The organism is Lactobacillus sp. ESL0260, from assembly GCF_003692935.1.
GTDB classification, from domain to species: domain Bacteria; phylum Bacillota; class Bacilli; order Lactobacillales; family Lactobacillaceae; genus Lactobacillus; species Lactobacillus melliventris.
The window spans coordinates 57528-80911 of the sequence record NZ_REHO01000005.1 but is presented as its reverse complement, the minus strand read 5'-3'; the positions used below and the strand labels follow the sequence as shown (position 1 = coordinate 80911).

At 36.2% G+C, this 23384-nt stretch carries 22 protein-coding genes; 3 read left to right on the top strand and 19 right to left on the bottom strand.

Translation table 11 applies throughout. The features are described 5' to 3' along the window. Positions 1 to 47: 47 nt before the first annotated feature. From F5ESL0260_RS02330 to F5ESL0260_RS02280, 11 genes are all read right to left on the bottom strand, one after another. Entirely contained in the window at positions 48 to 869 is an 822-nt protein-coding gene (locus F5ESL0260_RS02330) for a PTS system mannose/fructose/sorbose family transporter subunit IID (protein ID WP_233557700.1), read from the bottom strand. Continuing rightward, positions 853 to 1641 carry a PTS sugar transporter subunit IIC gene (locus F5ESL0260_RS02325; RefSeq protein WP_122025733.1) on the bottom strand — a complete coding sequence of 263 codons (789 nt, stop codon included), beginning with the start codon at positions 1639 to 1641 and terminating at the stop codon, positions 853 to 855. Before F5ESL0260_RS02325 ends, F5ESL0260_RS02330 begins: the two co-directional genes overlap by 17 nt. Before the next feature lie 5 nt (positions 1642 to 1646). Next, complete coding sequence (locus tag F5ESL0260_RS02320; protein ID WP_122025732.1) at positions 1647 to 2123, bottom strand: PTS sugar transporter subunit IIB; 477 nt, start codon at positions 2121 to 2123, stop codon at positions 1647 to 1649. Positions 2124 to 2134: 11 nt separating this feature from the next. Then, positions 2135 to 2839 carry a GntR family transcriptional regulator gene (locus tag F5ESL0260_RS02315; RefSeq protein ID WP_122025731.1) on the bottom strand — a complete coding sequence of 235 codons (705 nt, stop codon included), beginning with the start codon at positions 2837 to 2839 and terminating at the stop codon, positions 2135 to 2137. 15 nt (positions 2840 to 2854) lie between these two features. After that, a complete protein-coding gene (locus F5ESL0260_RS02310) occupies positions 2855 to 3832 on the bottom strand; it encodes an SIS domain-containing protein (protein WP_122025730.1) in 978 nt (325 codons plus the stop codon). Between the two features lie 93 nt (positions 3833 to 3925). Beyond that, a complete protein-coding gene (locus F5ESL0260_RS02305; protein WP_122025729.1) occupies positions 3926 to 4903 on the bottom strand; it encodes an SIS domain-containing protein in 978 nt (325 codons plus the stop codon). Between the two features lie 42 nt (positions 4904 to 4945). Beyond that, positions 4946 to 5782 (bottom strand): PTS system mannose/fructose/sorbose family transporter subunit IID, encoded by an 837-nt coding sequence (locus tag F5ESL0260_RS02300; RefSeq protein WP_046324427.1) that lies wholly within the window; start codon positions 5780 to 5782, stop codon positions 4946 to 4948. Positions 5783 to 5793: 11 nt separating this feature from the next. Beyond that, a complete protein-coding gene (locus F5ESL0260_RS02295) occupies positions 5794 to 6588 on the bottom strand; it encodes a PTS sugar transporter subunit IIC (protein ID WP_046324426.1) in 795 nt (264 codons plus the stop codon). A gap of 15 nt (positions 6589 to 6603) precedes the next feature. Continuing rightward, positions 6604 to 7074 (bottom strand): PTS sugar transporter subunit IIB, encoded by a 471-nt coding sequence (locus F5ESL0260_RS02290; protein ID WP_122025728.1) that lies wholly within the window; start codon positions 7072 to 7074, stop codon positions 6604 to 6606. Next, the gene (locus F5ESL0260_RS02285; protein WP_046324424.1) at positions 7071 to 7493 is read right to left on the bottom strand and encodes a PTS sugar transporter subunit IIA; all 423 of its coding nucleotides are present in this window, start codon (positions 7491 to 7493) and stop codon (positions 7071 to 7073) included. Before F5ESL0260_RS02285 ends, F5ESL0260_RS02290 begins: the two co-directional genes overlap by 4 nt. 223 nt (positions 7494 to 7716) lie before the next feature. Further along, positions 7717 to 8712 carry an SIS domain-containing protein gene (locus F5ESL0260_RS02280; RefSeq protein ID WP_122025727.1) on the bottom strand — a complete coding sequence of 332 codons (996 nt, stop codon included), beginning with the start codon at positions 8710 to 8712 and terminating at the stop codon, positions 7717 to 7719. Positions 8713 to 8897: 185 nt separating this feature from the next. On the opposite strand from F5ESL0260_RS02280, the gene F5ESL0260_RS02275 reads away from it, so the two are divergent. Then, positions 8898 to 9620 carry a GntR family transcriptional regulator gene (locus tag F5ESL0260_RS02275; protein ID WP_122025726.1) on the top strand — a complete coding sequence of 241 codons (723 nt, stop codon included), beginning with the start codon at positions 8898 to 8900 and terminating at the stop codon, positions 9618 to 9620. Between the two features lie 88 nt (positions 9621 to 9708). On the opposite strand, the gene F5ESL0260_RS02270 is transcribed toward F5ESL0260_RS02275, so the two are convergent. From F5ESL0260_RS02270 to pfkB, 3 genes are all read right to left on the bottom strand, one after another. Next, entirely contained in the window at positions 9709 to 10377 is a 669-nt protein-coding gene (locus F5ESL0260_RS02270) for a hypothetical protein (protein ID WP_122025725.1), read from the bottom strand. 742 nt (positions 10378 to 11119) lie between these two features. Further along, complete coding sequence (locus F5ESL0260_RS02260; protein WP_122025723.1) at positions 11120 to 13039, bottom strand: fructose-specific PTS transporter subunit EIIC; 1920 nt, start codon at positions 13037 to 13039, stop codon at positions 11120 to 11122. A gap of 1 nt (position 13040) precedes the next feature. Then, on the bottom strand, positions 13041 to 13970 hold the full coding sequence (gene pfkB, locus F5ESL0260_RS02255) for a 1-phosphofructokinase (RefSeq protein ID WP_122025722.1): 930 nt from the start codon (positions 13968 to 13970) through the stop codon (positions 13041 to 13043). A 123-nt stretch (positions 13971 to 14093) separates the two neighbouring features. Here pfkB and F5ESL0260_RS02250 point away from each other — a divergent pair, with 123 nt between their 5' ends. Next, the gene (locus tag F5ESL0260_RS02250; RefSeq protein WP_122025721.1) at positions 14094 to 14855 is read left to right on the top strand and encodes a MurR/RpiR family transcriptional regulator; all 762 of its coding nucleotides are present in this window, start codon (positions 14094 to 14096) and stop codon (positions 14853 to 14855) included. 55 nt (positions 14856 to 14910) lie between these two features. On the opposite strand, the gene F5ESL0260_RS02245 is transcribed toward F5ESL0260_RS02250, so the two are convergent. Beyond that, entirely contained in the window at positions 14911 to 15906 is a 996-nt protein-coding gene (locus tag F5ESL0260_RS02245; RefSeq protein ID WP_122025720.1) for a tagatose 1,6-diphosphate aldolase, read from the bottom strand. 142 nt (positions 15907 to 16048) lie between these two features. After that, entirely contained in the window at positions 16049 to 18898 is a 2850-nt protein-coding gene (locus F5ESL0260_RS02240) for a TIM-barrel domain-containing protein (RefSeq protein ID WP_122025719.1), read from the bottom strand. Between the two features lie 199 nt (positions 18899 to 19097). On the opposite strand from F5ESL0260_RS02240, the gene F5ESL0260_RS02235 reads away from it, so the two are divergent. Then, on the top strand, positions 19098 to 21116 hold the full coding sequence (locus F5ESL0260_RS02235; RefSeq protein ID WP_122025718.1) for a hypothetical protein: 2019 nt from the start codon (positions 19098 to 19100) through the stop codon (positions 21114 to 21116). 69 nt (positions 21117 to 21185) lie between these two features. Here the strand turns inward: F5ESL0260_RS02235 and F5ESL0260_RS02230 are convergent, their stop codons facing one another. From F5ESL0260_RS02230 to F5ESL0260_RS02220, 3 genes are all read right to left on the bottom strand, one after another. Beyond that, positions 21186 to 21587 carry a PTS sugar transporter subunit IIA gene (locus F5ESL0260_RS02230; RefSeq protein WP_110445659.1) on the bottom strand — a complete coding sequence of 134 codons (402 nt, stop codon included), beginning with the start codon at positions 21585 to 21587 and terminating at the stop codon, positions 21186 to 21188. Between the two features lie 63 nt (positions 21588 to 21650). Further along, positions 21651 to 22469, bottom strand: a complete 819-nt coding sequence (locus F5ESL0260_RS02225; protein ID WP_110445658.1) for a PTS system mannose/fructose/sorbose family transporter subunit IID — start codon at positions 22467 to 22469, stop codon at positions 21651 to 21653. Further along, positions 22456 to 23379, bottom strand: a complete 924-nt coding sequence (locus tag F5ESL0260_RS02220) for a PTS sugar transporter subunit IIC (protein WP_122025717.1) — start codon at positions 23377 to 23379, stop codon at positions 22456 to 22458. Before F5ESL0260_RS02220 ends, F5ESL0260_RS02225 begins: the two co-directional genes overlap by 14 nt. Between the last annotated feature and the right edge of the window lie 5 nt (positions 23380 to 23384).

Here is a 23384-nt window from a genome sequence, read left to right as displayed (position 1 = left end):
TGCCAATTAAATTATTTTTTCAACTAAGAAATAGTCTGTAATATTTATTATATTGACAAGAAATGAAGCCAAGTTCCTAAAATACTAAAAGCCACAATTGATACTAAAATCCATACTACCTTTACCTTCTTTTTCAACATAGCAAAAATGATAAAAGTAGCCAATAATGGCAACATATTAGGCATAATAGTATTTAATATGCTTGTTAAAGACTGGGCATTCTTACCAATACCTATTTTAAGAGGTGTATTAACAACAACAAGGCTAGGGACCATAGAACCAATTACAAACATCCCTAAAATCGAAGCTTTTTCTGAAATATTTTGAATAATATTAGTATCACTAAGTTTATTTAAAAAACTTGATCCCTGTTTATAACCAATCTTCAAACCAAAATAGCGAATTAATGTAGTCGGAATATTGTAGGCAAGTAAAAATATAATAGGTCCCAGAATATTTCCAGCCTGACACAGTGAAATTGCAAGTCCTGTACAAATAATTCTCCAAGTAGATAGAAACAGTGAGTCACCAATCGCAGACAGAGGCCCCATCAGACTTATTTTAATGTTATTAATTAAGTCGGGTGAAAAATCAGCTGAAGAAGCATTTTTCTCCTCCATTGCTATCGAAGTCCCTAAAACAAGAGGGGCAAAAATGTTGGTAATGTTAAAAAATTGCATATGCCTTTCTAAAGCAATTTCCATTTGCCTTTTATCACCTTGATAAATTGACTTTAGAGCAGGTACCATTGCGTAACAATATCCCGTACCCATTTGTCTGGTGTATTCCCAAGAGGCACCCATGGTAAAAGTCCGCCAAAACGTCTTATGTAGGACTTTATTCATTTTAATATTAGAACTCATCGACATTGTCATCATCTCCTATCTGACTGTTAGCCATATTGGGTTGATATTTTTTTTCGTAAAAATACATGATTGCAATGACTGATGCGCCAAACAAAGCAACACCAATTATTGGTACTTTAAGATAAGTTGTTAACAAAAAGCCAATAACAAAGAAAGGAATTATTTCTTTACGTAATATTTGTTCCAATAACATTGCAAAACCAAAAGCAGGTAAAATACCACTGGCAACGACTAACCCATCTTGAACGAACTGCGGAATAGCAGCAACTATTTCTTTAGAAAAACTATTACCAAAATAGAAGGCTAACATAATTAATATTACTGAGGGAACAAAATTAATTATGGTTCCACCCCAAAATGACATTCTACTTAATTTGTCTGGCTCCCCAGCTTTGGCATAATCATCACATTTTTTGACGTACCAAGGACAAACGGCAACATAAGCAAAGTTTTGCACTAATAAAACCAACATAGAAAGAGGTAAACCAAAAGCCAATGCCGCCGAAGTGCCTTTCCCAGTTGAAATAGCAAAAACGGTCCCTAAGACTCCAGCGGAGACCATATCCTGCGGCACAGATGCTCCAACTTCCACTACTCCAATATAAGCTAATTCTAAAGCCGCACCTATTTTAATACCGGTAGATAAGTCTCCTAATACTAGCCCGGTTAAAGGGCCCATGACGATAGGCCTAGCCACCATACCACGTCCAGTCAGAAAGTACTCACCATAGCCAAATAGTGCGACTAATCCAATTAAAATTGTTTTTAAAAACATGAGCACTATTCCTTTCTAAAATTTAGGACTTTTTTTGCTTCTGAAGGAACCTGTTGAATGAATATTTCCGTTCCTTTTTCTTGTAGCTCCCGTAAATCTTTTTTATCTTGTGGCGTAACGCCAACAGCAGCAGACAATGATTCTGCTTCAGCAGATGGACTTGTACCACCTAAATTTAATTCTTTAATCTTGATTGTTAATTTCTGCAATAGCCGATAAGCATCATGAATACTGGCGACTACTACAAAAACATGATATTTATCTGTAACCCCGCTGTTAATCGAGTTTGCACTTTTAGCAATTGATTGAATTACTAATTTTGCGCCTGCCGGCTTGGCAAGCTTCATTACGTTTTTTCTTAATTGATCACCAGCAACTTCATCATTTGCAATTAAAATACAATTAGCTCCAGTAGCACCGTACCATGCTTGTGCTACTTGACCATGAAGTAAGCGGTGATCTACTCTAAAAAAATTAATCACTTTTTCTTTCCTCATACGTGAAATTCATACCTGTCGGAAATTATGTAGTGTTTCCCGGCGTGTACTATATTATTATTTTCATCTTCAACACACACTTGTAGTAACAACAAAGGAAAGCCAACAGATTTTTTTAAGACTCTAGCTTCGCTGAGACTAGCTAAAGCAACACTAATAACCATATCACGTGACTTTAATTCTTTAATATGATATTGCCTGCGTAAAATTTGGTATAGAGATTTACTTAGATCGGTTTTCTCCAGCCCAGTAAATCGTGGTAAAGGAAAATAATTACATTCAAGCATTACAGGTTCATCTTCAACTGCATATACCCGTTCAACATAGAGAGCAACTTTGGTTTTCAAAGTAGTTTTCAAATTTTCAGGTGTTTCAACCTTTTTAATTTTAATTACTTTTGCATTAGCTTTAAACCCAGCCTTTGCAGCTGTTTGTGAAAAGCTTTCAGCTGAAGCAGAACTAATAATTCTTTTTACCTTGCGTGGCTTGCGGACAAATGTACCTACACCATGAATTTTTTCAATTAAGCCATCTTCAGCCAGGCCTGCAATAGCTTTGCGTAATGTTACGCGACTAACATTAAATTGCTTACTTAATTCAAATTCGTTTGGCAATTTACTATTTGTCGGATACTCGCCTGTAATAATTTTTTGCTTGATTTTTTCCATTACTTGAGAATATAAAGAACCTGTTGCTGCCAAGTGTCATCACTATCCTTAATATTTAACTTTGCCCATGTACCTTCTAACATCCAATGAATGATTATGTACATCAGCTAATTTTGATCTATATTCACAAAGAATAGTATAGAACAAAATTGGATTAAAGTACTCCGAAACCTTGTCATCTATCATGTCCAAGCCAAGTTCCTTAGCGTCAACAATTTCTATTTTTTCTGCATATTTCTCTAAGAAAGTTTGTGCTCTTTCATCAAGAGCTCGAGTTCTCCCTAAACTCTTAATTAGAATATAAGGGGTGTTTTTATCTGTGACTTCAAATGGACCATGGAAGTATTCTCCAGAATGAATTGCTGAAGCATTTAACCATTGCATTTCCATCAAAGAACAGATAGCAAAACCATATGCGTGACCAAAAGAAGGACCACTACCCAATACGTAAAACATTTCCTCATCTTTATACTTTTGGGCAAAAGCTTTTGTCCGTGATTGAACTTGATCAATAGCATTAGCAACAACTGTATCTATTTTCTTAAAGCCGTCCTCAAATTGATCGACATAAGGGTAGTCTTCAATTCCATGTAATAATTTTGCGGTGGCGTGCAGCGTTATTGCCATCGGATTATTGACTACTTCGGCTTCGTTACCCCACTCATAAATTATTTTAGCGTCAGAATAAGTAAGCAAATCTGCCTGTTTATTAAACGTCAAGCCAATAGTAAAAGCTCCATGCTCTTGTGCAACCTTAGCTGCTTCGACTGTTTCGGGTGTGTTGCCACTGTGTGAGCAAACGAACACGATCGAATCTTTACCTAATTTTGCTGGAGTTACATGTACAAATTCGTTTGCAGTATACCAACCTGTAGTTACTTTCTTTGCTTCCGCTTCCAGAAAATATTTTGAAACATATAAATCAACTAACGAACCACCACAAGCTGTAAAATAAATACTATTTATTTTTCCTTGATTATGATTTAAGGCATCTTTAACAACTTTGTTTACTGTATTGCTATCCATATTTTTGAACTCCTAATTTAAGTTAAATTTTAGTATGACTATTTAATATAAAAGGATTCTACTTTCATAGAATCCTTCTAAAACTCTTTTCTATTAATAAGTAAGTTTCCACATATAACGACGCTTGGTTAACGGATGCTTTCTAGCCTTAGCAAGCTCTTCAGCATAAACACGCATTACACCAGTATGAATCATTGGGTTAAAGTAATCAATTACATTTTCACTAGCAACTTCGTTAAGACCGTAATCCTTAGCATCAATATTTGTTACTTGTGCATCAAATCTTTGTAAGAATGTCAAAGCACGGGCATCAAGATGACGAGTGCTACCATCATTCATGAATAATAGATACGGTGCATCCTTTTCGGTAAGTTCAAATGGGCCATGGAAATATTCACCGGAATGAACTGTTGGAGCAGCAATCCATTGCATTTCCATAAACAAAAATGATGCTGTTGAATATGCAACACCAAGTGATGCACCACTGCTTAGTACAAAAATTTTCTTTTCATCTTTGTACTTTTCACCAAATTCTTTTGCTGATGGACCAACTGATTTTACTGCATTTTCAATCAAATCAGGCATGCCGTTGAAAGCTGCAACAGCTTCATCGTAAAACTGATAACCCTCAAACTGCTTAACAATTTCAATAGCAAAGGCTAAGCAATATGACATTTTTTCAGTTTTAGCAGCATAATTTTCGTGGAAGCCATGAATAACTTTATATTCTGTTTCTTTAATAATAGGTGAATCATCTGCCATTGATAAAGTAATTAAGTGAGTACCTAATTCTCTAGCCTTTTTAGTTGCAGCTACTGATTCAGGAGTTGTACCTCCAAGAGAAGCAGTTATTACAATAGTATGTTCTCCCACTCCTTTTGGCGTATCATAGTTAAATTCATTTGCAGTATGAATTGACGAAAGCAGTTTAGTACTTTCATGCGAAACGAAGTAATAGCCTGGATACAAGTCAGCCATTGAAGCACCACAGCCAACAAACATTACACGATCAATATCAGGTTGTTTTTCCTTAATATCACTTACAATAGATTTAACTTTTTCAAAATCCATAATTTATATAATCTCCTTATTATTATAAAAAATTACTAACAACTAATTAAAAATACCTAATACGCTAAGTAGAATACCGCCAAAAATGCAGATGACCATAATCCAAGCAGTATTAACCTTCTTTTTGATTAGGTAAAACATACCTAAGGTGAATGCAAGAGATAACATCTGTGGGAAAATTGAATCTAATGTCTTTTGTAAAACAAAAGTTTTACCAAATTTAATTGGTGTTGTTATCCCAATCATCGTTGCTACCATTGCTCCAATAACCATTAGCCCGATTACGTTCATCAAAGACATGATTCTGTTAATGGTACCGTTACTAATAAGACGCTGAATATTCTTTTTACCTTGCAGATAACCCCATTTACCGCCCCAATAAGTAACAATAACTGAAGGGATGATGGAAATAATCATTGCCAAAATTGGGCCAAATATGTTTCCCTGTTGAGCCATGTTGATTCCCAGACCAAAGGCAATAATTTTAATTGTTCCCTGGAAGAAGGAATCACCAATACCTGATAAAGGACCCATTAATGAAGTTTTCACACCGTTAATTGAATCAGGATCGAATGTATCTGGATTGGCTGCATATTCTTCTTCCATTGCAGAAGATAAACCTAGAACAAACGAGGTTAACTGTGGTGTACAGTTGAAGAAGGCCATATGACGATGATATGCCTCTTTTTTCTTCTGGAGTTTTTCAGGTGTATCTGGCTTTTCGCCATAAATTTCATCTATTGTTGGTGCCATCCCATACATGAAACCCATGTTCATTTGACTTTCATAGTTCCAAGATGTCTGAATAGCCCACGATCTCCAGAAGAATTGCCAAAATCTATGACGTAGCTGTTTATCTGTATGCTTTTGTTCGGTCATAATTTGTCCTCCTATAATTCTTCCAAATCATCTAGGTCGTCACTACCTGATGAATTTGATCCAGAACTATTATTGCCGTTATTAGTCATAAATTTGTTAAGAATAATAGCGAAAATAACTGCAAAAATAGCTACACTAATAACTGTCATCTTACCGTATGCAGCAATAAAGAATCCTAGGAACAAATAAACTGCATTCTTTTTATCGATCATAGTTGACATCAAAAGTGCAAATCCATATGCTGGTAAAATCTTACTTGCCAAAGTTAAACCATTAGTTAGCCAATCTGGAATCATCTTAACAAAACTGGTAACAACGTTTGTACCTAAGAAAATTGCCAAAAATACTGGAACAAAATATAACAAACCATAAATAATTGGTCCATATACTATGTGGTAGCTTCGCGCTTTTCTGAATTTGCCTGCATCAATTGCATTTTCAACTAACTGATTAAAAGATGAAAACAGCATTCTGATAACTATGGCTACCAGTTGCCCCAAAACGGCTACTGGCAAAGCTACAGTTAACGCAGCTTGTGCACTGGTATGTGACAAAATAGCAAAAGCTGAAGCTACGACTGACCCCAAAACCATATCTGGGGGAACGGCAGCACCTACTTGAACTATTCCCATTGAAACTAGCTCTAGTGTCGCACCAACCAGCAATCCCTTCGAAACATCTCCCAGTACTAAGCCAACAAGTGTACTCACTATTAATGGCTGCTCAAAGTTTTCACGCCCAAGCAATCTTGAGTCGAACATGGCGAATACACCAACCAAGCCGACTACTAATGCTTTCCAAAACATTTTTTACCTCCCTTTCTAAATAATATTATTTAGAAGTTCTTTATTAGCTGAAGGAACTTGTTGCATGCTGATCTTAATACCCTTATCACACATTTCTTTAGTAAGCTTAACTTCTTCTGGAGTTAAATAAATAGCATTACTAAAGCGTTTTGCATTTGGTTTAGAAGGAATTAAGCCGTAATTAATTTCAGCTACAGATCCATATGCAGCAATAAATTTACTCAATTCCGCTACGTTTTCAAAAAGCAACATAATATTATCTTTTAGTGCCTTAATCTGGTCAATTTTACTAATTGCTTTATCGACGCTAAAAACGTTTAGACGAACATCTTCTGGCTTAGCCAGTTTCAAGGACATTTTCTTAAAATCATCATTTGCTGTAGCTGTATCAATTACAATTACTCTTTCGATATTCGCAAACTTGGTCCATGAAAAAATGACTTGTCCGTGCAATAATCGGTGATCAACTCTAATTACTTTTATCATAATAAATCTCCTTCATCGTCATCCTCAGTCATTAACTTATTTATCGACAAAACTCCTTTCTGTCCTTCGTTAATAGCCTCTTCAATACTCTCTTGGGTTAGGCCGGAATCTGCTGTAGTAACTAAAGTTATAACCAAAGGCAGATTCATGCCTGTTAACACCGTCAAATTTTGATGATCCTTTAACAGTTGGGTCATCTCATTATTAACTGAGCCACCTAAAACATCAGTAATGATTACTGCTTTCTGATCACCAACCTTATCAAGCGAATTCTTAATATCACCAATAAAGCTATCATCACTCGTACCATTTTTATAGGCTTCATACGCTTCAAGATTATCCTGATTACCAGCGATCATTTCAACAGTATTTTTCATTCCCTTGGCAAGCTTGCCATGGCTAACTAAAATTATTTTCACTAAACTTCACCCCTAATCCAAACATTCACTAGCATATTAATAAGATGTATTAACATGTATACCTGATATAATAATATAAAAATCTGATCACGTAAATGCTTTCTTCAAAAATAATTAAATTTTATTTTAAAAATTATTTTTTTAAAGCGTTTTCGTTAAATTTGTTATTAAAAAATAATGACGCAAGCTTCAAGCACCTATAATCATTTCACGTCTAAAATGATTATTTATAATCTTCTTTCCACATGTACCTACGAGTTTCATAGCTTTCGTGGGTAGCATAAGAAAGTTCCCTCATATAAACATTATTTAGAATAGATGAAAAAATCGGGTGATTAAAATACGGAGAAACTTCGGGCTTAATATCATCTAAACCTATTTCCTTACCGTCTAATACATATGATTTTTTGCCGCCAAACCGTTGTTCAAATTTAAGGGCACGCTCATCTTCAGGCCTAGTTTTGCCTGTGGCCAATAGCTGAAAAATTGACTTGCTTTTATCTGTAACTTCAAAAGGACCATTAAAAAATTCATAACTATGAATAGTTGGTGAATTCAGTTGCAGCATTTCTTCTATATTGCAAATTGAGAAAACGTAAGCTGCACCATACGCTGGACCACTGGCAATAACATAAATAGTTTTTTGATCTTTATTTAGCTCTGCCCATTCTTTTGCCAAAGGAGTAGTGTAATCAACTGCCTTACGATAAATAGGATCAAGTAAATCAAAAGTCTTCATCGCTGTTTCAAAATCATCATAGCCTTCAACTTCTTGGAGCAAATTCATTGCTATGCATAACCCAATACTGCCATTTACACGCTCAATCCTGCTTTCATCTAAAGCTAAACTTTCATATTTTATTTTGAAATCACAAACTTTTACCAAGTCGGATTCATCAACATACAGAGCTATAGTGGTTGCACCATGTTCTTTAGCAACTTTAGCAGAATCAATCGTCTCACTGGTTCCTCTCATAGAACATAAAACTACTAATGAATTTTGGTCTAAATTCTTTGGCGGAGCATAAACAAATTCCCCACTAGTATACATACTGGAAAATAGCTTTTTTGATTCTTGATGTAAGAAATAGTTAGCGCCATAAAAGCCACCGAATGAACCACCGGCGCCTATCCAAATTACTTGCTTAATACCTCCTTCGTGTTCCATTTTGTTAACAGCTTTTTTGACAGTCTGTTTAACTTCATCTTGTATCTTCATTTTTACTCTCCTGTATTTAAAAATGATACATGTATCTTCATTTACAAATTATAAAGCGCTTTATTTATAAAGTAAAGGGAATATTAAAAATACCAGTATCTTTATTTGGTACAAAATAGATACTGGTGCTTAATCAATCAGCTTTTGTTATAATACAAATAATAATATTCAAGAAAGAAAAAAACATGTTAAAAAAATCAGAAAATCATATGCCATTATATATTGACCTGGCAAAGATCGTAAAAAACAGAATTGCAGAAAATAAATATCAAATAGGCACAAAAATACCTTCTGAAATGGAGCTGCAAAAAGAGTTTTCTGTCAGTCGTACCACTGTTCGAAAAGCTCTTAAAGTATTAAGTGATGAGAATTATTTAATTAAGCTTCCTGGCAAGGGAACTTTTGTGTCCGACAAAAGAAACGAAATTGAAACTCAGAATCAAAAGTTTTCTAGCTTGACAGACAGTGCTGCAAAAACGGGTAAAAAAATCTCCAATCGTTTAATTAGTATCAAGAGTATTACTGGTGATGATGAGCAAAATACATTTCTGCAAACTAATGCCCAACAACAAATTATTGAAATTAAACGTTTGCGGTATATCGATGATATTCCTTTCTGTCTTGAATGGATTTGGCTGGCTCCTAAATATAATGCTATTAAAGATGAAGATCTTGATATGCCGCTGTACAAGATTTTACAAAAGAAATTTCACATTAATCCTGGAAAAGGAAAGAAGACTTTTAAAATTGCATTCGCTAATAGAGAAGAATCCTTCTTACTAAATGTTGACGAAAAAACACCATTAATGCGGATTAAAGATCTAGTTTATGATGATCATAATTTTCCGTTACATATTACTCAAGAAATTATCCGCAGCGATAAGTTTACCTATGCAGTTAACCATTAATTTTCAAATCAAAAAAGCAGATACTAGTGTTTTCTACTAGTGTCTGCTTACTTTTATAAATATTCTGTTTTAACTTTTGACTAACTAATTAGTACCAACCATTAGCAAGCCAGAATTGTTTAGCTGCTGCCCATGAGCCGTAGCGACCAGCAACATAGTTGTCAGCAACACGCTCTTGATTAGCGGCTGAATAGTCGCCGTTAAGATATGCGGCAGAAAGTTGGTATTTACCTATGTACTGACCATTTTGCGCACTGTATGAGCCACCAGATTCACGGCTGGCAATCCATGCCTTTGCTCCTGCTTCTGAGTCAGTTGAAGCAGTAGTGTAATTTAAATTAGTAGCGTAAGTTGACTCAGTGTTATTTGCAACAGTACTGTTTTCAGTCTGGCTGCTGGTTACCGCTGTATTTTGAGATTCATTTGCCGGATGATAGCCTTTATTGACGTATTTGGCCTTAACCCATTGGTTCTTGCCTAAGTCGTACCACTTATGACCCTTTTTGTCATAAGCAGTCTTAATGACTTTCCAAGAAGAATTACTTGGTAAAATTTGACCAGTAGCCTTAGGGTGTTTATAACTGTTCCAAACATGAATTGAATTACCATCAACATAGTTAACAGTTACAACTGCTGCATCATTTTCAACGGTAGCTGCTTGAACGTCGCTAGTTGCAACGCTGCCTATAACTGCAACCCCAGAAGCAGATAATGCTGCTACTGCTGCTGATTTAACTAAAATAGATTTTACCTTCAAAAAAATTCTCTCCTTAAATAAAAATCCATAATATGTTTTTCAAATCAAAAATAGTAAACTAATAATCAATTTGATGTTATATATACTACAACGGTAAAATTGCAGAATGATAACAGGAATATCACTCAACCTTTAAGAATTAGTTACCATTTTTATGAAAAATGTCATAGTTGTAACACAAAGTTAACTGTTATTTAATTTGACAAACAGCCATAATAGCAAGGTAAAATGCAATGTTGTAAGTAGCAAGAACATGCGTTTGTTCACTTAGATTGAAGCGAATACTGCTTATTTTTGCAACATAAATGAAAAACAATAGCCAGCTTTGAATATTTTTGTTGCAAAAGTGATATAGTTAATTTAATATTCAGCTGAAAGGAAAAGAAAAATGAGTAAATATGAAGTTAAATTAAATGAAAAAGATTTACAGATGCTCGAGGATTGTCATTCAAAAAATCCTTCAATTATGAAGGCATTGCATGAAGCCAAAAAGATTGAAGATTAAAAGGTTAATACGACTTAAAAACAGATCTGACCTGCTCCTAAGTTTGAGGAATATTTTATGGCTAAATTGTTTAAGCAAGATAAAATTGAATTTGTTAGTCATAGAGATTTTTATTAGCCACATTTTGGTGGTATCACATTATCAAATCTATTCCACCAGCAAACACATTTGTAAGTTAGCGCAATTATAACTTTAAATAAAAAGCACAAGACTTTTTAGTCTTGTGTTTTTTAGTAATTAATTATTTTCAAATAAAGCTTGAATTTCTTCAGGAGTGTTGGCCTTCTTAAGGCGTGCAATGAAGTCTTCATGAGTTAACAATTTAGCAGTATTTGACAGGTATTGCAGATGAGCATTACTATCAGATTCTGGTATTAAAAACGAAATAACTGTATCAATTTTCTTACCATCTAAAGATTGCCAATCAATTGGCTCTTTGAGTTTTAAAACTATCATTGAAGACTTGGCAATTGCAGCTGACTGAGCATGGGGAATCGCAAAGCCATCAGTCATACCAGTTGAGCCTTCTTTTTCACGTTTAAGATAGCTATCGTAAACCGCATCACTATCATTAGCCAATTTGTTTTTGACGGCAAAGTCTGCCAGATATTTGAGCGCATCATTACGACTAGTAACAGCAACATCAACCTGAATGTTCCTTAATTCAAGAATATCACTCGGCTCAAATGCTTCTGTCTTAGTTTCAGTATTTTGATTAATTACATTGTCCTCACTAGGTGCAACAGTAGTTTCTGCTGCTGCAGCCAGCTTATCTTTTTTATCAAATCTGCCGGCAATTAAAGCCAATAGCGCTCCTGAAATAGCAGCTCCAATGAGAATCCATAATACCCATAAGAAAGGCTTATTAACTAATGGTAAAACAATAAAGCCACCATGGGGAGCAGGTACACTAATCTTCGTTATGTAAGTTAAAACTGATGCTACAGCAGAACCAACCATAAACGCCGGAATATTCCATAATGGGTGTTTAGCAGCAAAAGGAATCGCGCCTTCAGTAATATGAGTTGATCCCAGTAAAAAGTTTACATAGCCAGCAGCTCTCTCACTCTTTGAATATGCTTTGCGATTCATTAAGACTGCAAAGCCCGTAGCTAGTGGCGGAGCGATACAAGCCGCAGAAACCCCAGCCATAAAGTAATAGTTTCCTTGTGCTAACAGCACAGTTCCCGTAACATATGCCGCTTTATTAATTGGTCCACCAAAATCTGCCGCACACATGATGCCAATTATGATACCTAACAGTGCAGGATTAGTATTTTCAAAACCTCTAAGCCAGGACATTAAACCAACGTTCAATGCTTTAATTGGGGTATTTAACAAATACATAATTGATCCCGTGATTAAAACCCCGAGAACAGGTAAAAGAAAGATTGATTTCAACCCTCTAAATTTATCATCTGGCAGTGGTTGAAACAGCTTCTGCAAGCCTAAAACAACAATTGCTGCTAAATAGCCACCAACGATGGCTCCCAAAAAGCCACCACCACCGTTGAAAGTGATAAAACCGGCAGAAAGGCCTACTACAAAACCCGTTCTTTGAGCCAAAGCTTCTGCAATATAAGCGCCTAAAACTGGAGCCATCAAGTTCATAGTAGTACTACCAACTGTATTTAGCATCGCAGCAAATTGATTGTATTCGCTACTTTTTGGATTTGCCGAATCAATTCCCCAGAAGAAGGAAATAGCCATTAGCACACCACCTGCAACGACAAATGGCAACATATGAGAGACGCCATTCATTAAAGAGGTATAAATTTTGTTGCCTAGCTTTTGCTTTCCTACACTTTCATGAGTGGAATCTTCAGCTGCCTGTCCTTCTTTATAAATTGGTGCTGCCAACGCTTTTTTAATTAAAGCATCTGGCTCTTTAACACCCCTTGCTACCGGAACTACTACTAGACGTTTACCTGCAAAACGATCTAAGCCAACATCAATATCAGAAGCAACTATCACTGCTTGAGCATCTGCAATTTCTGCACTAGTCAGATTATTTTCGATGCCGGTTTGACCGTGTGTTTCAATTTTAATGGTATAGCCAAGCTTTTCTGCGGCTTTTTCTAAAGCCTCTTCTGCCATAAATGTATGAGCGACACCGGTTGCACAACCAGTAGCACCCACCAAATCATATTTAGCCACTTTAATTCGTCCTTTCCGTTACTGAAATTTGTGGTAATAAATTATCTAAAGAAAAATCTGTTAGTCCAGTGCGACTAGCGGTATCGCTACCCGCGGCAACAGCCATTTTAAGAGCAGCACTAACTGGTTTGTTCTTTTCCAAAAAGGCAATGAAGGTGCCAAGCATGGTATCTCCGGCACAAGCTGAATTAACCACTTGTATTTGCGGAGCATTGGCAAACAGGATATGCCGTTCATTTATAAAAGCAGCACCATCAGCACCTAGAGAAACTAAAACATTTTGACAACCCAATTTAATTAATTTCTGAGCCAATTCGACTGTTTTTGTGGCAGTCATCTCACCCTCATAATTGAAGAAGGCAGCGAGTTCATCATTATTAGGTTTAAGTAAAAACGGCCGATATTTTAAAGTATCAATTACTTCTAGGTAACTACTGTCAATCACAAATTTAGCCCCCTGTTTTTGGACTAATTGAGCCAGTTGCACTAAAAAGTTTGGTTTTATACCCCGAGAAAAGCTTCCGGAAACAACTACCATATCATCCTTAGTTACTGTGCTTTCAAGATAATCCAAAAATTGATCTTGTTTATCTGAACTTACTACTGGTCCAGGATTAACTTGTTTGTATTCTGTACCTTCGTCTAAAACATCCGTAAAGACATTAACTCTAGTAGGTTCTTTTACTTTTAAGAAATTAGTTTTAATACCCTTTTCTGTTAAACCAGAAATAACATAATCTAGTGTAAAGCCGCCACCAATACCAGTAGCTACACTATCAATGCCCAATTTCTTTAAAATGAACGAAACATTGACTCCCTTACCATTAGGTTGTAATTCAAATTTTTCAGTTCTATTAACTACCTTTGGTTCCAGCTTTTTAGTGACAATTACTAAATCAATTGCTGGATTCAACGTTACTGTATAAATCAAAGATTTCTCTCCCTTTTTTTGCCTTTTGTATTATTATTATAAAGACAAATATGTGTAACGTTTTTCTGAATTGATAGCGTTTACTAGAATTAATAGAAAAATATTTACAAAAGGAGCACTTAAATGGCAACAAAAGAACTCTCAGCAGCAGAATTGCATCTTTGGAATATAGTCGAAAATAATCCCCAAAAGATTGCTAACATGTCAATAGTAAAGTTAAGTCAATTCGCGAATGTCTCGACTGCAACAATTGTACGCACCATGCAAAAAATGGGTTATAGTGGTTACACCTCTTACCGTGAAACTTTGAAACTAAAAAGCAATTCAAATTCCACTTTCAGTGTTCTAAATGATGCTGATGATAAAATTAGAAGCGTCATTACTAAAAATGAAATTGAAATGAACAACACGCTGCACAATTTGAGCTACAGCACAATTGAAGACAGTATTTCATTGACCAAACAAGCTAAAATAGTTTTTATTTTTGCCCGTGGTTTGTCCGAATCAATTGCTCACGAAATGATGGTCAAATTACAATTAACCGAAAAATACTGCGAATTTCACTCAGATCCAAATATCATTAAAACAATTGCCAGCAAGATTAAGAAGGATTCGTTAGCAATTTTTATTACCCTAAACGGAGAAACTGAGGAATTAGTAACTGCAGCTAAAGCTTTAAATAAAAATGATGTTCCAATTTTGACATTTACTACTAACCCATCCGGCAGTATTTTGCCTTTCTCCACTTTAACTTTCATTGGCTACAAATCAAAAACTAACTATTTTCCTGAATATGAGGTTAGATCACGACTACCACTGCAAATAATGACACGCATCTTTTGTGACGCTTATTCGGTTAGATGTGATTTTTATAAGAGCAAATAAAAAGCTTCCTATACATTAAATTAGTATAGAAAGCTTTTTTATTTTGCTAATTCAGTTATTCAGCAACTTCCAGCTTATCACGCCAGGATTTTGCCCCTTTAAGAGCTTCATTTAAGTTTTCGATATTCTCTTTACCATGAGTAGATAACCATTTTCTACCTGCTTCTTCACTTTCAGCAGCGAATGGTTTAATGGCTGGCTTCCAAGTAGCACGACCACAAAGAACACCGTTAAAGTCAGCTCCAGCTTCTTCAGCCATTTTAATTTCAGCGATAAATTCTTCACTGGTTACACCGGCTGATAAGAAAATATAAGGCAAGTCAGTTATTTCAGACTGCTTTTTAAGCAGATTCTTGGCTTCTTCTTGAGTGTAAACAACATTGTTGTCACCGTTAAAGCCTTCGACGAATTTAATGTTAAACGGAATTTCAACTTTAAGGACAGTTACACCATATTCAGGCTTTGAAAATTCTTTCATTGTCTGCAAAACTTTGTCAGCTTTAACTTTGGCAAATTCTTCGCTCTTGGCATCAGGAATGTTAGCATCATAAGTCAAAACCTCTAAGAATAATGGTAGCTCATTGGCCTTAGCTTCTGCACCAACTCTTTCAACAAAAGCTTGTTTTTTATCATTAATTTCTTCACCCTCATCAGGATCATAATAAACTAAAAACTTAATGGCATCTCCGCCTTCATTTTTAATTCTTAATCCGGACTGATTAGCAATTAGATCAGGCATTCTTCCTGGTTCAGTCGTATCATAACCAGTTTTTTCATAAGAAAGTAATAATCCGCAATTTTTATCTCTAACTTTGGTAGCTGGTAAGCCATACTCTGGATCAGTCAAAATAGATGAAGCATATGGGGTCAGCTCACTAGATACTGCTTTTTTAAAATCAACGATAGTTGTTTCATCAGCAGGTTTGTTAGCAGCCTCTGCTAACATCTTTTTCAAAGAGCCACGTTGGTCAATTGCCAAAGCACTAATTATGCCATCAGTAGTTGACAAGTTTGCCATATGTTTGGCAACTGCTGCAGAAATTGTTTTCATTATATATCTCCTTTAACATTATCTTTAATCGCACAATTATTATTATATACTGATAGTTTAGCCTTTTAAAGAAAAGCAGAAGTTTTAGTAAACTTTTTCACAATTATAAACAATTCAGAAAAAATTTACTTTGATTACCAAATTATTTCTTTTTAGAGTTAACAGCTTTCTTGGTCTTGCAAATAATTTTTGCTCTCCAAGAAGAAGCTGCCATTTCTTTAATTTCTCTAACTTGAAAAGTATGTGTCGTTTCAGGCTTCAAGTTATTTAACGTAAAATCTGTTTTTTCAATATTAGAATATAGCAAACCGTCAATTTTTAGCTGATAATTGTCACAGCCAGGTACTGGCTGCCAAGATACTGTAATAGAATTTGAGGTGGTTTTTTGATCATTTTGTGTTAAATTAGCTGGAACTATTAGAGCCTCATTTTTTAGCGGCAGTTCATTAACTGGTACTGCTGTCGAAGCGATACCTGTAATTTCAACAGTGATTTCATTTTGACACACATTCGTCTGTTGCAGTTTTATCCTTAAAAATGTCTGCTCCAAATTTGAGTTAAATTCTGCTAAATATGGATTTGTCAGATAATGCTGATCGAAATAGTAGCAGTTATCATGCTTTTGAAAATCCGCTAAATTTTCTGCTTCAGTTAAATGAACTTCTTTATTACCGATCAGAACTGCGATTGTCCTTGGTACTTTAGCAGTTTTAATGTTTAACTCGGTTGTCTTTTCAGGGTCAAACTTTGCATAAGTGCCTTGAGCTTTATTAATTTTAACGGTCAAATTGGAGTCCCGCAAACTACTGGTAATTCCAGTTTGGACATATCTGCCTTGCTTATATTGGGCAGAAAAGCCATCATCTTCATAAACATTAAAATTACTAGTACCGCGAGGATAAATCACAAATTGACGCTGCTTTTTTAGATTCAGGTAATCCTGCGGCGTATTAGTTGCTGGTGCCACTGGGATAATAGCTCCGGCTTTAACAAATACCGGCAGTTTCCATAATGGGGCGGCAAAATCATTAATTACTTGTCCACCACGATATTCCTGACCAGTGAAGTAGTCAATCCAGATTTGTTTTTTATCAGGCAAATAGATTTCATTTCTGACATCATTTCCCTTTTCATCGCTGGCAGTGTTCTGATAAATTGGAGCAACTAAGAAATTGTCTCCCCATAAATATTGGTACCTGACCAAATTGGTATAAAATTCTGGAACATTAGGATACTCCAAAAACATGGCCCGTACCATTGGCTTACTAGTAAAGGTTGCCTGGGCTGCAATACTATATATATACGGCATCAGCATTGATTTCTGCTTTAAATAGGCACGATTCAATTTAGTTGTGGTACCGCCAAACGCAAACGGATTCTTGGGATTTTTGCCCCAGCCATCCATGTTCAGCTGAATTGGTGTAAAGGCCTTCCACTGATAATCTCTAGTATTAACAATCGGATTTTGCCCACCAAAAATACCATCCATATCTGAGGCAACATTAGGTTGGCCCGCTAATCCTTCACCGATATAAGTCGGTATTTGAAAGCGAATATACTCCCATTCGCCACCAACTTCATCTCCAGTCCAGACTGTGCTAGTATTCTGCGTTCCGGCCCAACCGTCAACTGTAATAATAAACGGCCGCAACTGATCGCCTTTAATTTTAGCAATCATTTTAGCTGTACTTTGGGTAGCATTTAACCCAAATGAATAACCATGACCTACCCACGCTTCATCAGTCTTAAGTGCGGTGACTCCGGCAACCAGCTCTTTTTCAAAATCACGATCATCCGGTTTAGGATTTTCTGGATCGACTGGCGCAAGATTTTGCTGCGTCCATAACCCTACTTGCACGCCTTTGCTATTAGCGAATTTGACAAATTCCGCCAAATTCTTAAGATTTCCTGCTAAAGTATCCGTTTGTCCATATCCGGCACCATAGCCGTCATTAGGCAAAAACCAGCCTATTGGCATATCATGCTCAAGGTACTGTTCAAGCATTGCCCGGGCACTAAATTGATAGGAAACCCCGCCATGTTCACCGTTCAGCGTTTCCCTAATTGACTTTGGCTTTAATTCTGCAGGTAAATCTTTTGGTTGATACTCCCTGTAATACTTACCATCCGGATATTTAATAGCACCTTTTTCTTCAGAATTTACTTCTACCCAATAATCCCGGTTATAAGCATTTAGATGAGCTTCATAGAAGCCAAAAACTGGTGTTAGTGCTGGCCGGCCAGTTAACTGATGATAAGCCCTGATCAATTTATATGCTGAATCCGCAAAGAAATAGACAGCATCAAAGCGTTTTTCTTCATGTGCAGTAGTAATTTTATTATTAGAAGTGCTGTCAAAATCGTAATGTCCGGGTTTAAAAGTATTACGGATTACGCCATAACCAGCGGTTGACCAGTAAAAGGGATTAGGAGATGCTACACCTTGATCAACCCAGTTATTGGTATTAACAATTTCAATTTTTTCTCCAGCTAGTGTGAATCGCCCGTTTTGCGTACCTCCACCAAAGTAATTACTATTGCAATCAACTAGGGTTTGAACTGTTAATGAATTTGTTAATTCAACTGACTTTGCTTCTTGAAAAATCGTCTTGCCGTTTTTAGTAACGCCTAAAGTAGCTGAGTTTCTGTTTAAATTAATTTCAATTATGCCCGTATCAATTTGCCAGCCGGTATTGGTTACACGAATACTGGCACCATTCATACCGCAAGAATCATAAATATCTTTCACAAAAATTTGAGCATGTAAGCCAGCTTCAGATTGTTCTGGTTCTTGAAACTTTTGAGTCGGATCAATATATAATCTGAATGTTGTTGAGTCCAAGATATAAAGGCGAGCTGTCAGCCCGTTTTGATAGTTAATTTCAAAATAACCTGATTGCTTAGTCACATTAGTGATAGCTTGCAACTTCAAGTTACTAAAATCGGTTACTTGGTTTTGGTCATTTTTATTAATAGTGCTCTCCTCCTTCATATTAAAAGAAAATTAATCTTAATTAGAAATGTTTGATAGGATTGATTATATGCTAAATCAGGGTGAGGATAAATAGTTATACACAAAATTATTGTCCAACCACTTATTTGTCTTTCTACTTAAAACTCAAGGTATACAGCCTTAAATTATGCTAGAATTAAGACAAGATATACTGTTATTTTTATATAGGAACAATAATATGACATTTATTTATACATTAAGATATATGCTGGATCCAAGAACAAATACTCCAGCAAAAGACGAAAAATTAATCGAATTTGTTAAAAAAGGCCAAATTGATGATGTTGCTTTTTTCATAAACGGCGAAGAATTAAACCACAGTCACTTAACTAAAGCTGAAACTCAAGTCTGGCTGGACGCCATTAAGCCTTTACAAAAGAGACTATCTGATATAGGTGTAACTACTAGTTTAAACCCGTGGACAACTATTATGCACTCCGATCGGGGCTATCGGGTTAATCCTGAGATTGGTTTCAATACTTTTGTTGACATTGATGGTAACAAGGCTAAGGATATGGCTTGTCCGGCTGATCTTACATGGCGCAAATATTTAGCTGCTACTTATGCCCAGTATGCCAGCATACATCCCCGCCGATTATGGTTAGAAGACGATTTTCGCCACTATAATCACACCCCTTTAAAATTGATGTGTTTCTGCGACTATCATATGCAACTGTATAATGAAAAATTAGGCAAAAAAGAAACACGTGCTGAATTTGTTAAAAAGATGTTGCAACCGGGAAAACCCACTAAGGAGCGCCAAATTTACCTGGATCAAGCACGTCAAGAAATGATTGAAAATGAACATCTAATTGAGCAAGCCGTTCATGAAGTCAGTCCCAAAACAGATCTGGCACAGATGACTTCATACCCTGACTGGCATGCTCTTGAAGGCCGAGATTGGGACAAATTGTTTAAGGCTTTAGCTGGAGAAGGTCATCCCAAGGTTGCTCGGCCTCACCTACCTGCGTACAATGAAGTTGCACCTCTGGCATATGGTAGAAATTTTGAAGAGTATACTCGTATTACCGCTGCTTTTTTAGGAGAAAATGCTGAATTTTACCCTGAATTAGAAAGTTATATGTATTCCCCTCTAGTCAAATCAAATGCATTTACTGCATTTCAAATTATCACTGCTGCTTTAATCGGAAGTCAGGGAATCCTACTCAACTTATATGACATGATGGGTAATGGTATCAATGAAAGCTGGCATTACGCTGAAATGCTTGCTGACATCAAGCCATTCGTTAATCAACTATTAGAAAATCGCCTGCCGCTAGATCATTTAAGAGGGATTAAAGTTCTGGTTGATCAAGATTCCAGTTATCACTTACAAACTACTGCCGGCAAAAATGTGGAAGAACTTTTGCCCCACGAAAAAAACTGGGCTAGTCTATTGGGAGCTTTTAGTTTTGCAACAAGTATTTTACCTTTTGGTCAAAAGACTTCATTAACAAACGAAATAATTGCTGTTTCTGGGCAACTTTTACGTAATCTGGCAAATGACCAGATTACAGCATTGCTCAAAAAGAATTTGGTATTGCTTGATGGCGAGAGTGTGCAAGTTTTGCTTGACCGCAATCTGGGTAACTTATTGCACGTTAAAAATGCTGAGTGGCATCCAGTTCGCACCAATTATCAATCCTTTGAACAAGCTGATGGACACATTGTTGATGGCGTCAAAAATCCACGCATAACAATGTTGCAACATACTGGTAATTATTTGAAAATAGAATATCAGCCTCAAAGTGATGTAAACGTATGGTCATTTGCATACAACTCGATTGATGAAAAATTGGGCAACGTTATGGCCGTTATTGATCAACACATCATTGTTTTACCTATGGACCAAGATCAGCGTCACGGTTGGGACTCCCAATTTACCACGTACAAGCAGGGTCTGCTCCGGCAAATGCTTGACAGTATTAAGCCTGTCGACTACTTAATAGGAATGCCTAATGTTAAGCTATCTGTTGAAAGCAATGGTCAAAAAGTTTGGCTTGCCAACTTTACATTAGATGGTTACCAGCAAATAAAATGGCATCTGGCAACACCACTTGTAAGTAATGAGGCAACAATAGTTAGAAAAGTTGGTAATTCAGTTAAGAAGACAAAAATTCATATTAATGTTGAAAATGGCATTGCTTCAATAGATGAGCCTTTAGCACCACTTGAAACTATTCAAATACTGTTTTAAATTTAACAAAAACCAAAAATAGCGCCTAGTCTCTTTGTTTAGGACTAGACGCTATTTTTTATTCAAATTCTACTTTTTCATATTAGCTAACATTGCAGTAACATCAACGATACCAGCTTTACCTGCTGTCACATAATCGGATGCTGCACCGCTCATTTGACTGTTGAGCCATTCAATTACCAATGGTAAATTCATTCCCGAGATTAAGTGAATTTTTTGACCACCCATAATCAGACGACTAACCACATTTGCCGGAGTTCCACCCATTAAATCGGCGAAAACAGTAATATCTTCGATATTCATTCCTGAAATCTGCTCTTCAAATTTTTTCTTAAAATCATCAGGACCTTCAGACGGAAGCAAACATACCGTATGTACGTGCTCTTGTTCGCCCATAATTAATTCGGCACTGGCTTTTACGCCCTCAGCCATTTTGCCATGACTAATTAAAATTAATTCTTTTTCTGCCATACTTTATCTTTCTATTTAATACTTTATACTATCAGCTTTACTTAAAGCAATTACTATATTTAATTATATCTTAGCGATAACTCCAAGGCCACCTAAAACAATACAAAGTATTAAAACAATAAAGATTGCTTTGGTTGAAGTCATACCTTTCTTACCAAGAAGCCAGTAAACAAAGCCAACAACAGCTGCTGGCAATAACTTAGGAAGAATCATGTCCAAATTATTTTGAACATTCATAGTAACTTTACCAATTTGAGGTGCCCAGGCAAACTTAATGTTAACCATAGTGGCAACAAGGGCACCAACCATGAATACACCCAAAACAGTAGCGGAATCAGTTAAAGCGTTTAAGCGGTCTCTCATGTCAGTAACTAGAGAAACACCTTTGTCATAAGCAAAGTGAAGTTGTTTCCAACGGAAGACACAGATCAAAAGGCAGGCAATAACCCAAATGATAACACCAACTGGGTTTCCTTGAGTTGCCATTGAAGCAGCTAAAGCACCAAAAATAGTTGGAATTAAAGAAGCGAAGATAGAGTCACCGATTGCGGCAAATGAACCCATCAAACCAACTTTAATACCAGTAACGGTGTCTTTTCCTTCAATACCCTCATTTTCCTCTACGGCAAGATCAAGACCAGTGATGATTGTATTAAAGAAGTTAGAAGTGTTAAAGAACTGCATGTGAGTCTTCATCATTTCCTTTAACTCTGGAGTATCATCGCCATAAATTTTTCTCAATTGGGGCAAAATAGTGTATAGATAACCACTATTCTGCATTCTTTCATAGTTCCAGCCTAACTGGAAACCAAACAAAGATCTCCGGTTAATTTGATTGAAGTCTTGTTCAGTTAATTTATATTTAGGTTTAGAGTTCGTCATCAGTAATCTCTCCTTCATCGTCATCAGAGCTTGAACTTGCACTATTACTTTGACTTTCAGTACTTTGTGCTTGAGCAGTACCTTTATTTAACGGAATATTCTTGTAATGCAAAATCGCAAGAGCTAATCCAAGCATTGCAATTGCAAGCATTGGCAAGCCATTGAAAATAGTAGTGAAGCCTTTGTTAACAGCTGTTAAGCCTGTACCCAAAGCTTGCATTCCACTAAAGAGCACTGAGAACAATGTCGTAATTGTAAAGCCCAAGATCAAATATGCTGCATGTCTCTTAACTGGCAAGTACCGGAGCAAAACAGCAAAACCAACTGCTGGTAATGTGGCACCAGCAACAGTCAAACCATTACCAAGCCATAACAGATCTCCATTTAAAGCATTTGCGATCTGCTGTACTAATCCCTGACCAAAGGCCAATGCGATAAAGACAGGAACAGCACGTGAAAGTGACCACGGAATTGCACCATATAAAACATTTCTTTCAACAGCCTTATAGTTAATCTTGTCTTGATCAATCAAGTGATCAATTCTGTGTGAAAAGTAAGTATTGGCAAACCTTGCCAAAACGTCCAATTCAATCATAATAGCAGCAACTGGAACAGCAATTGAAGAAATAGCTGTTTGAGGACTCATACCTTTAATACTAGTTGAAAATGCTGTAGCCAAAACTGTACCGGTAGTAGCGTCAATTCTTGAAGCACCACCAAAAGTACCGATACCTAAAACTGTCAACTGCATTGATGCACCGATAAACAGACCGGTAGGCAGATCTCCCATGATCAGACCGGCGATCAACCCAGCACCAACTGGTGTGTTTAATGATGAATAAATTTGCAATTCATCTAAAATTTCTAATCCTGCATACAACGTAAGCAGTAATATTTGCCACCAAGCCATTTTTC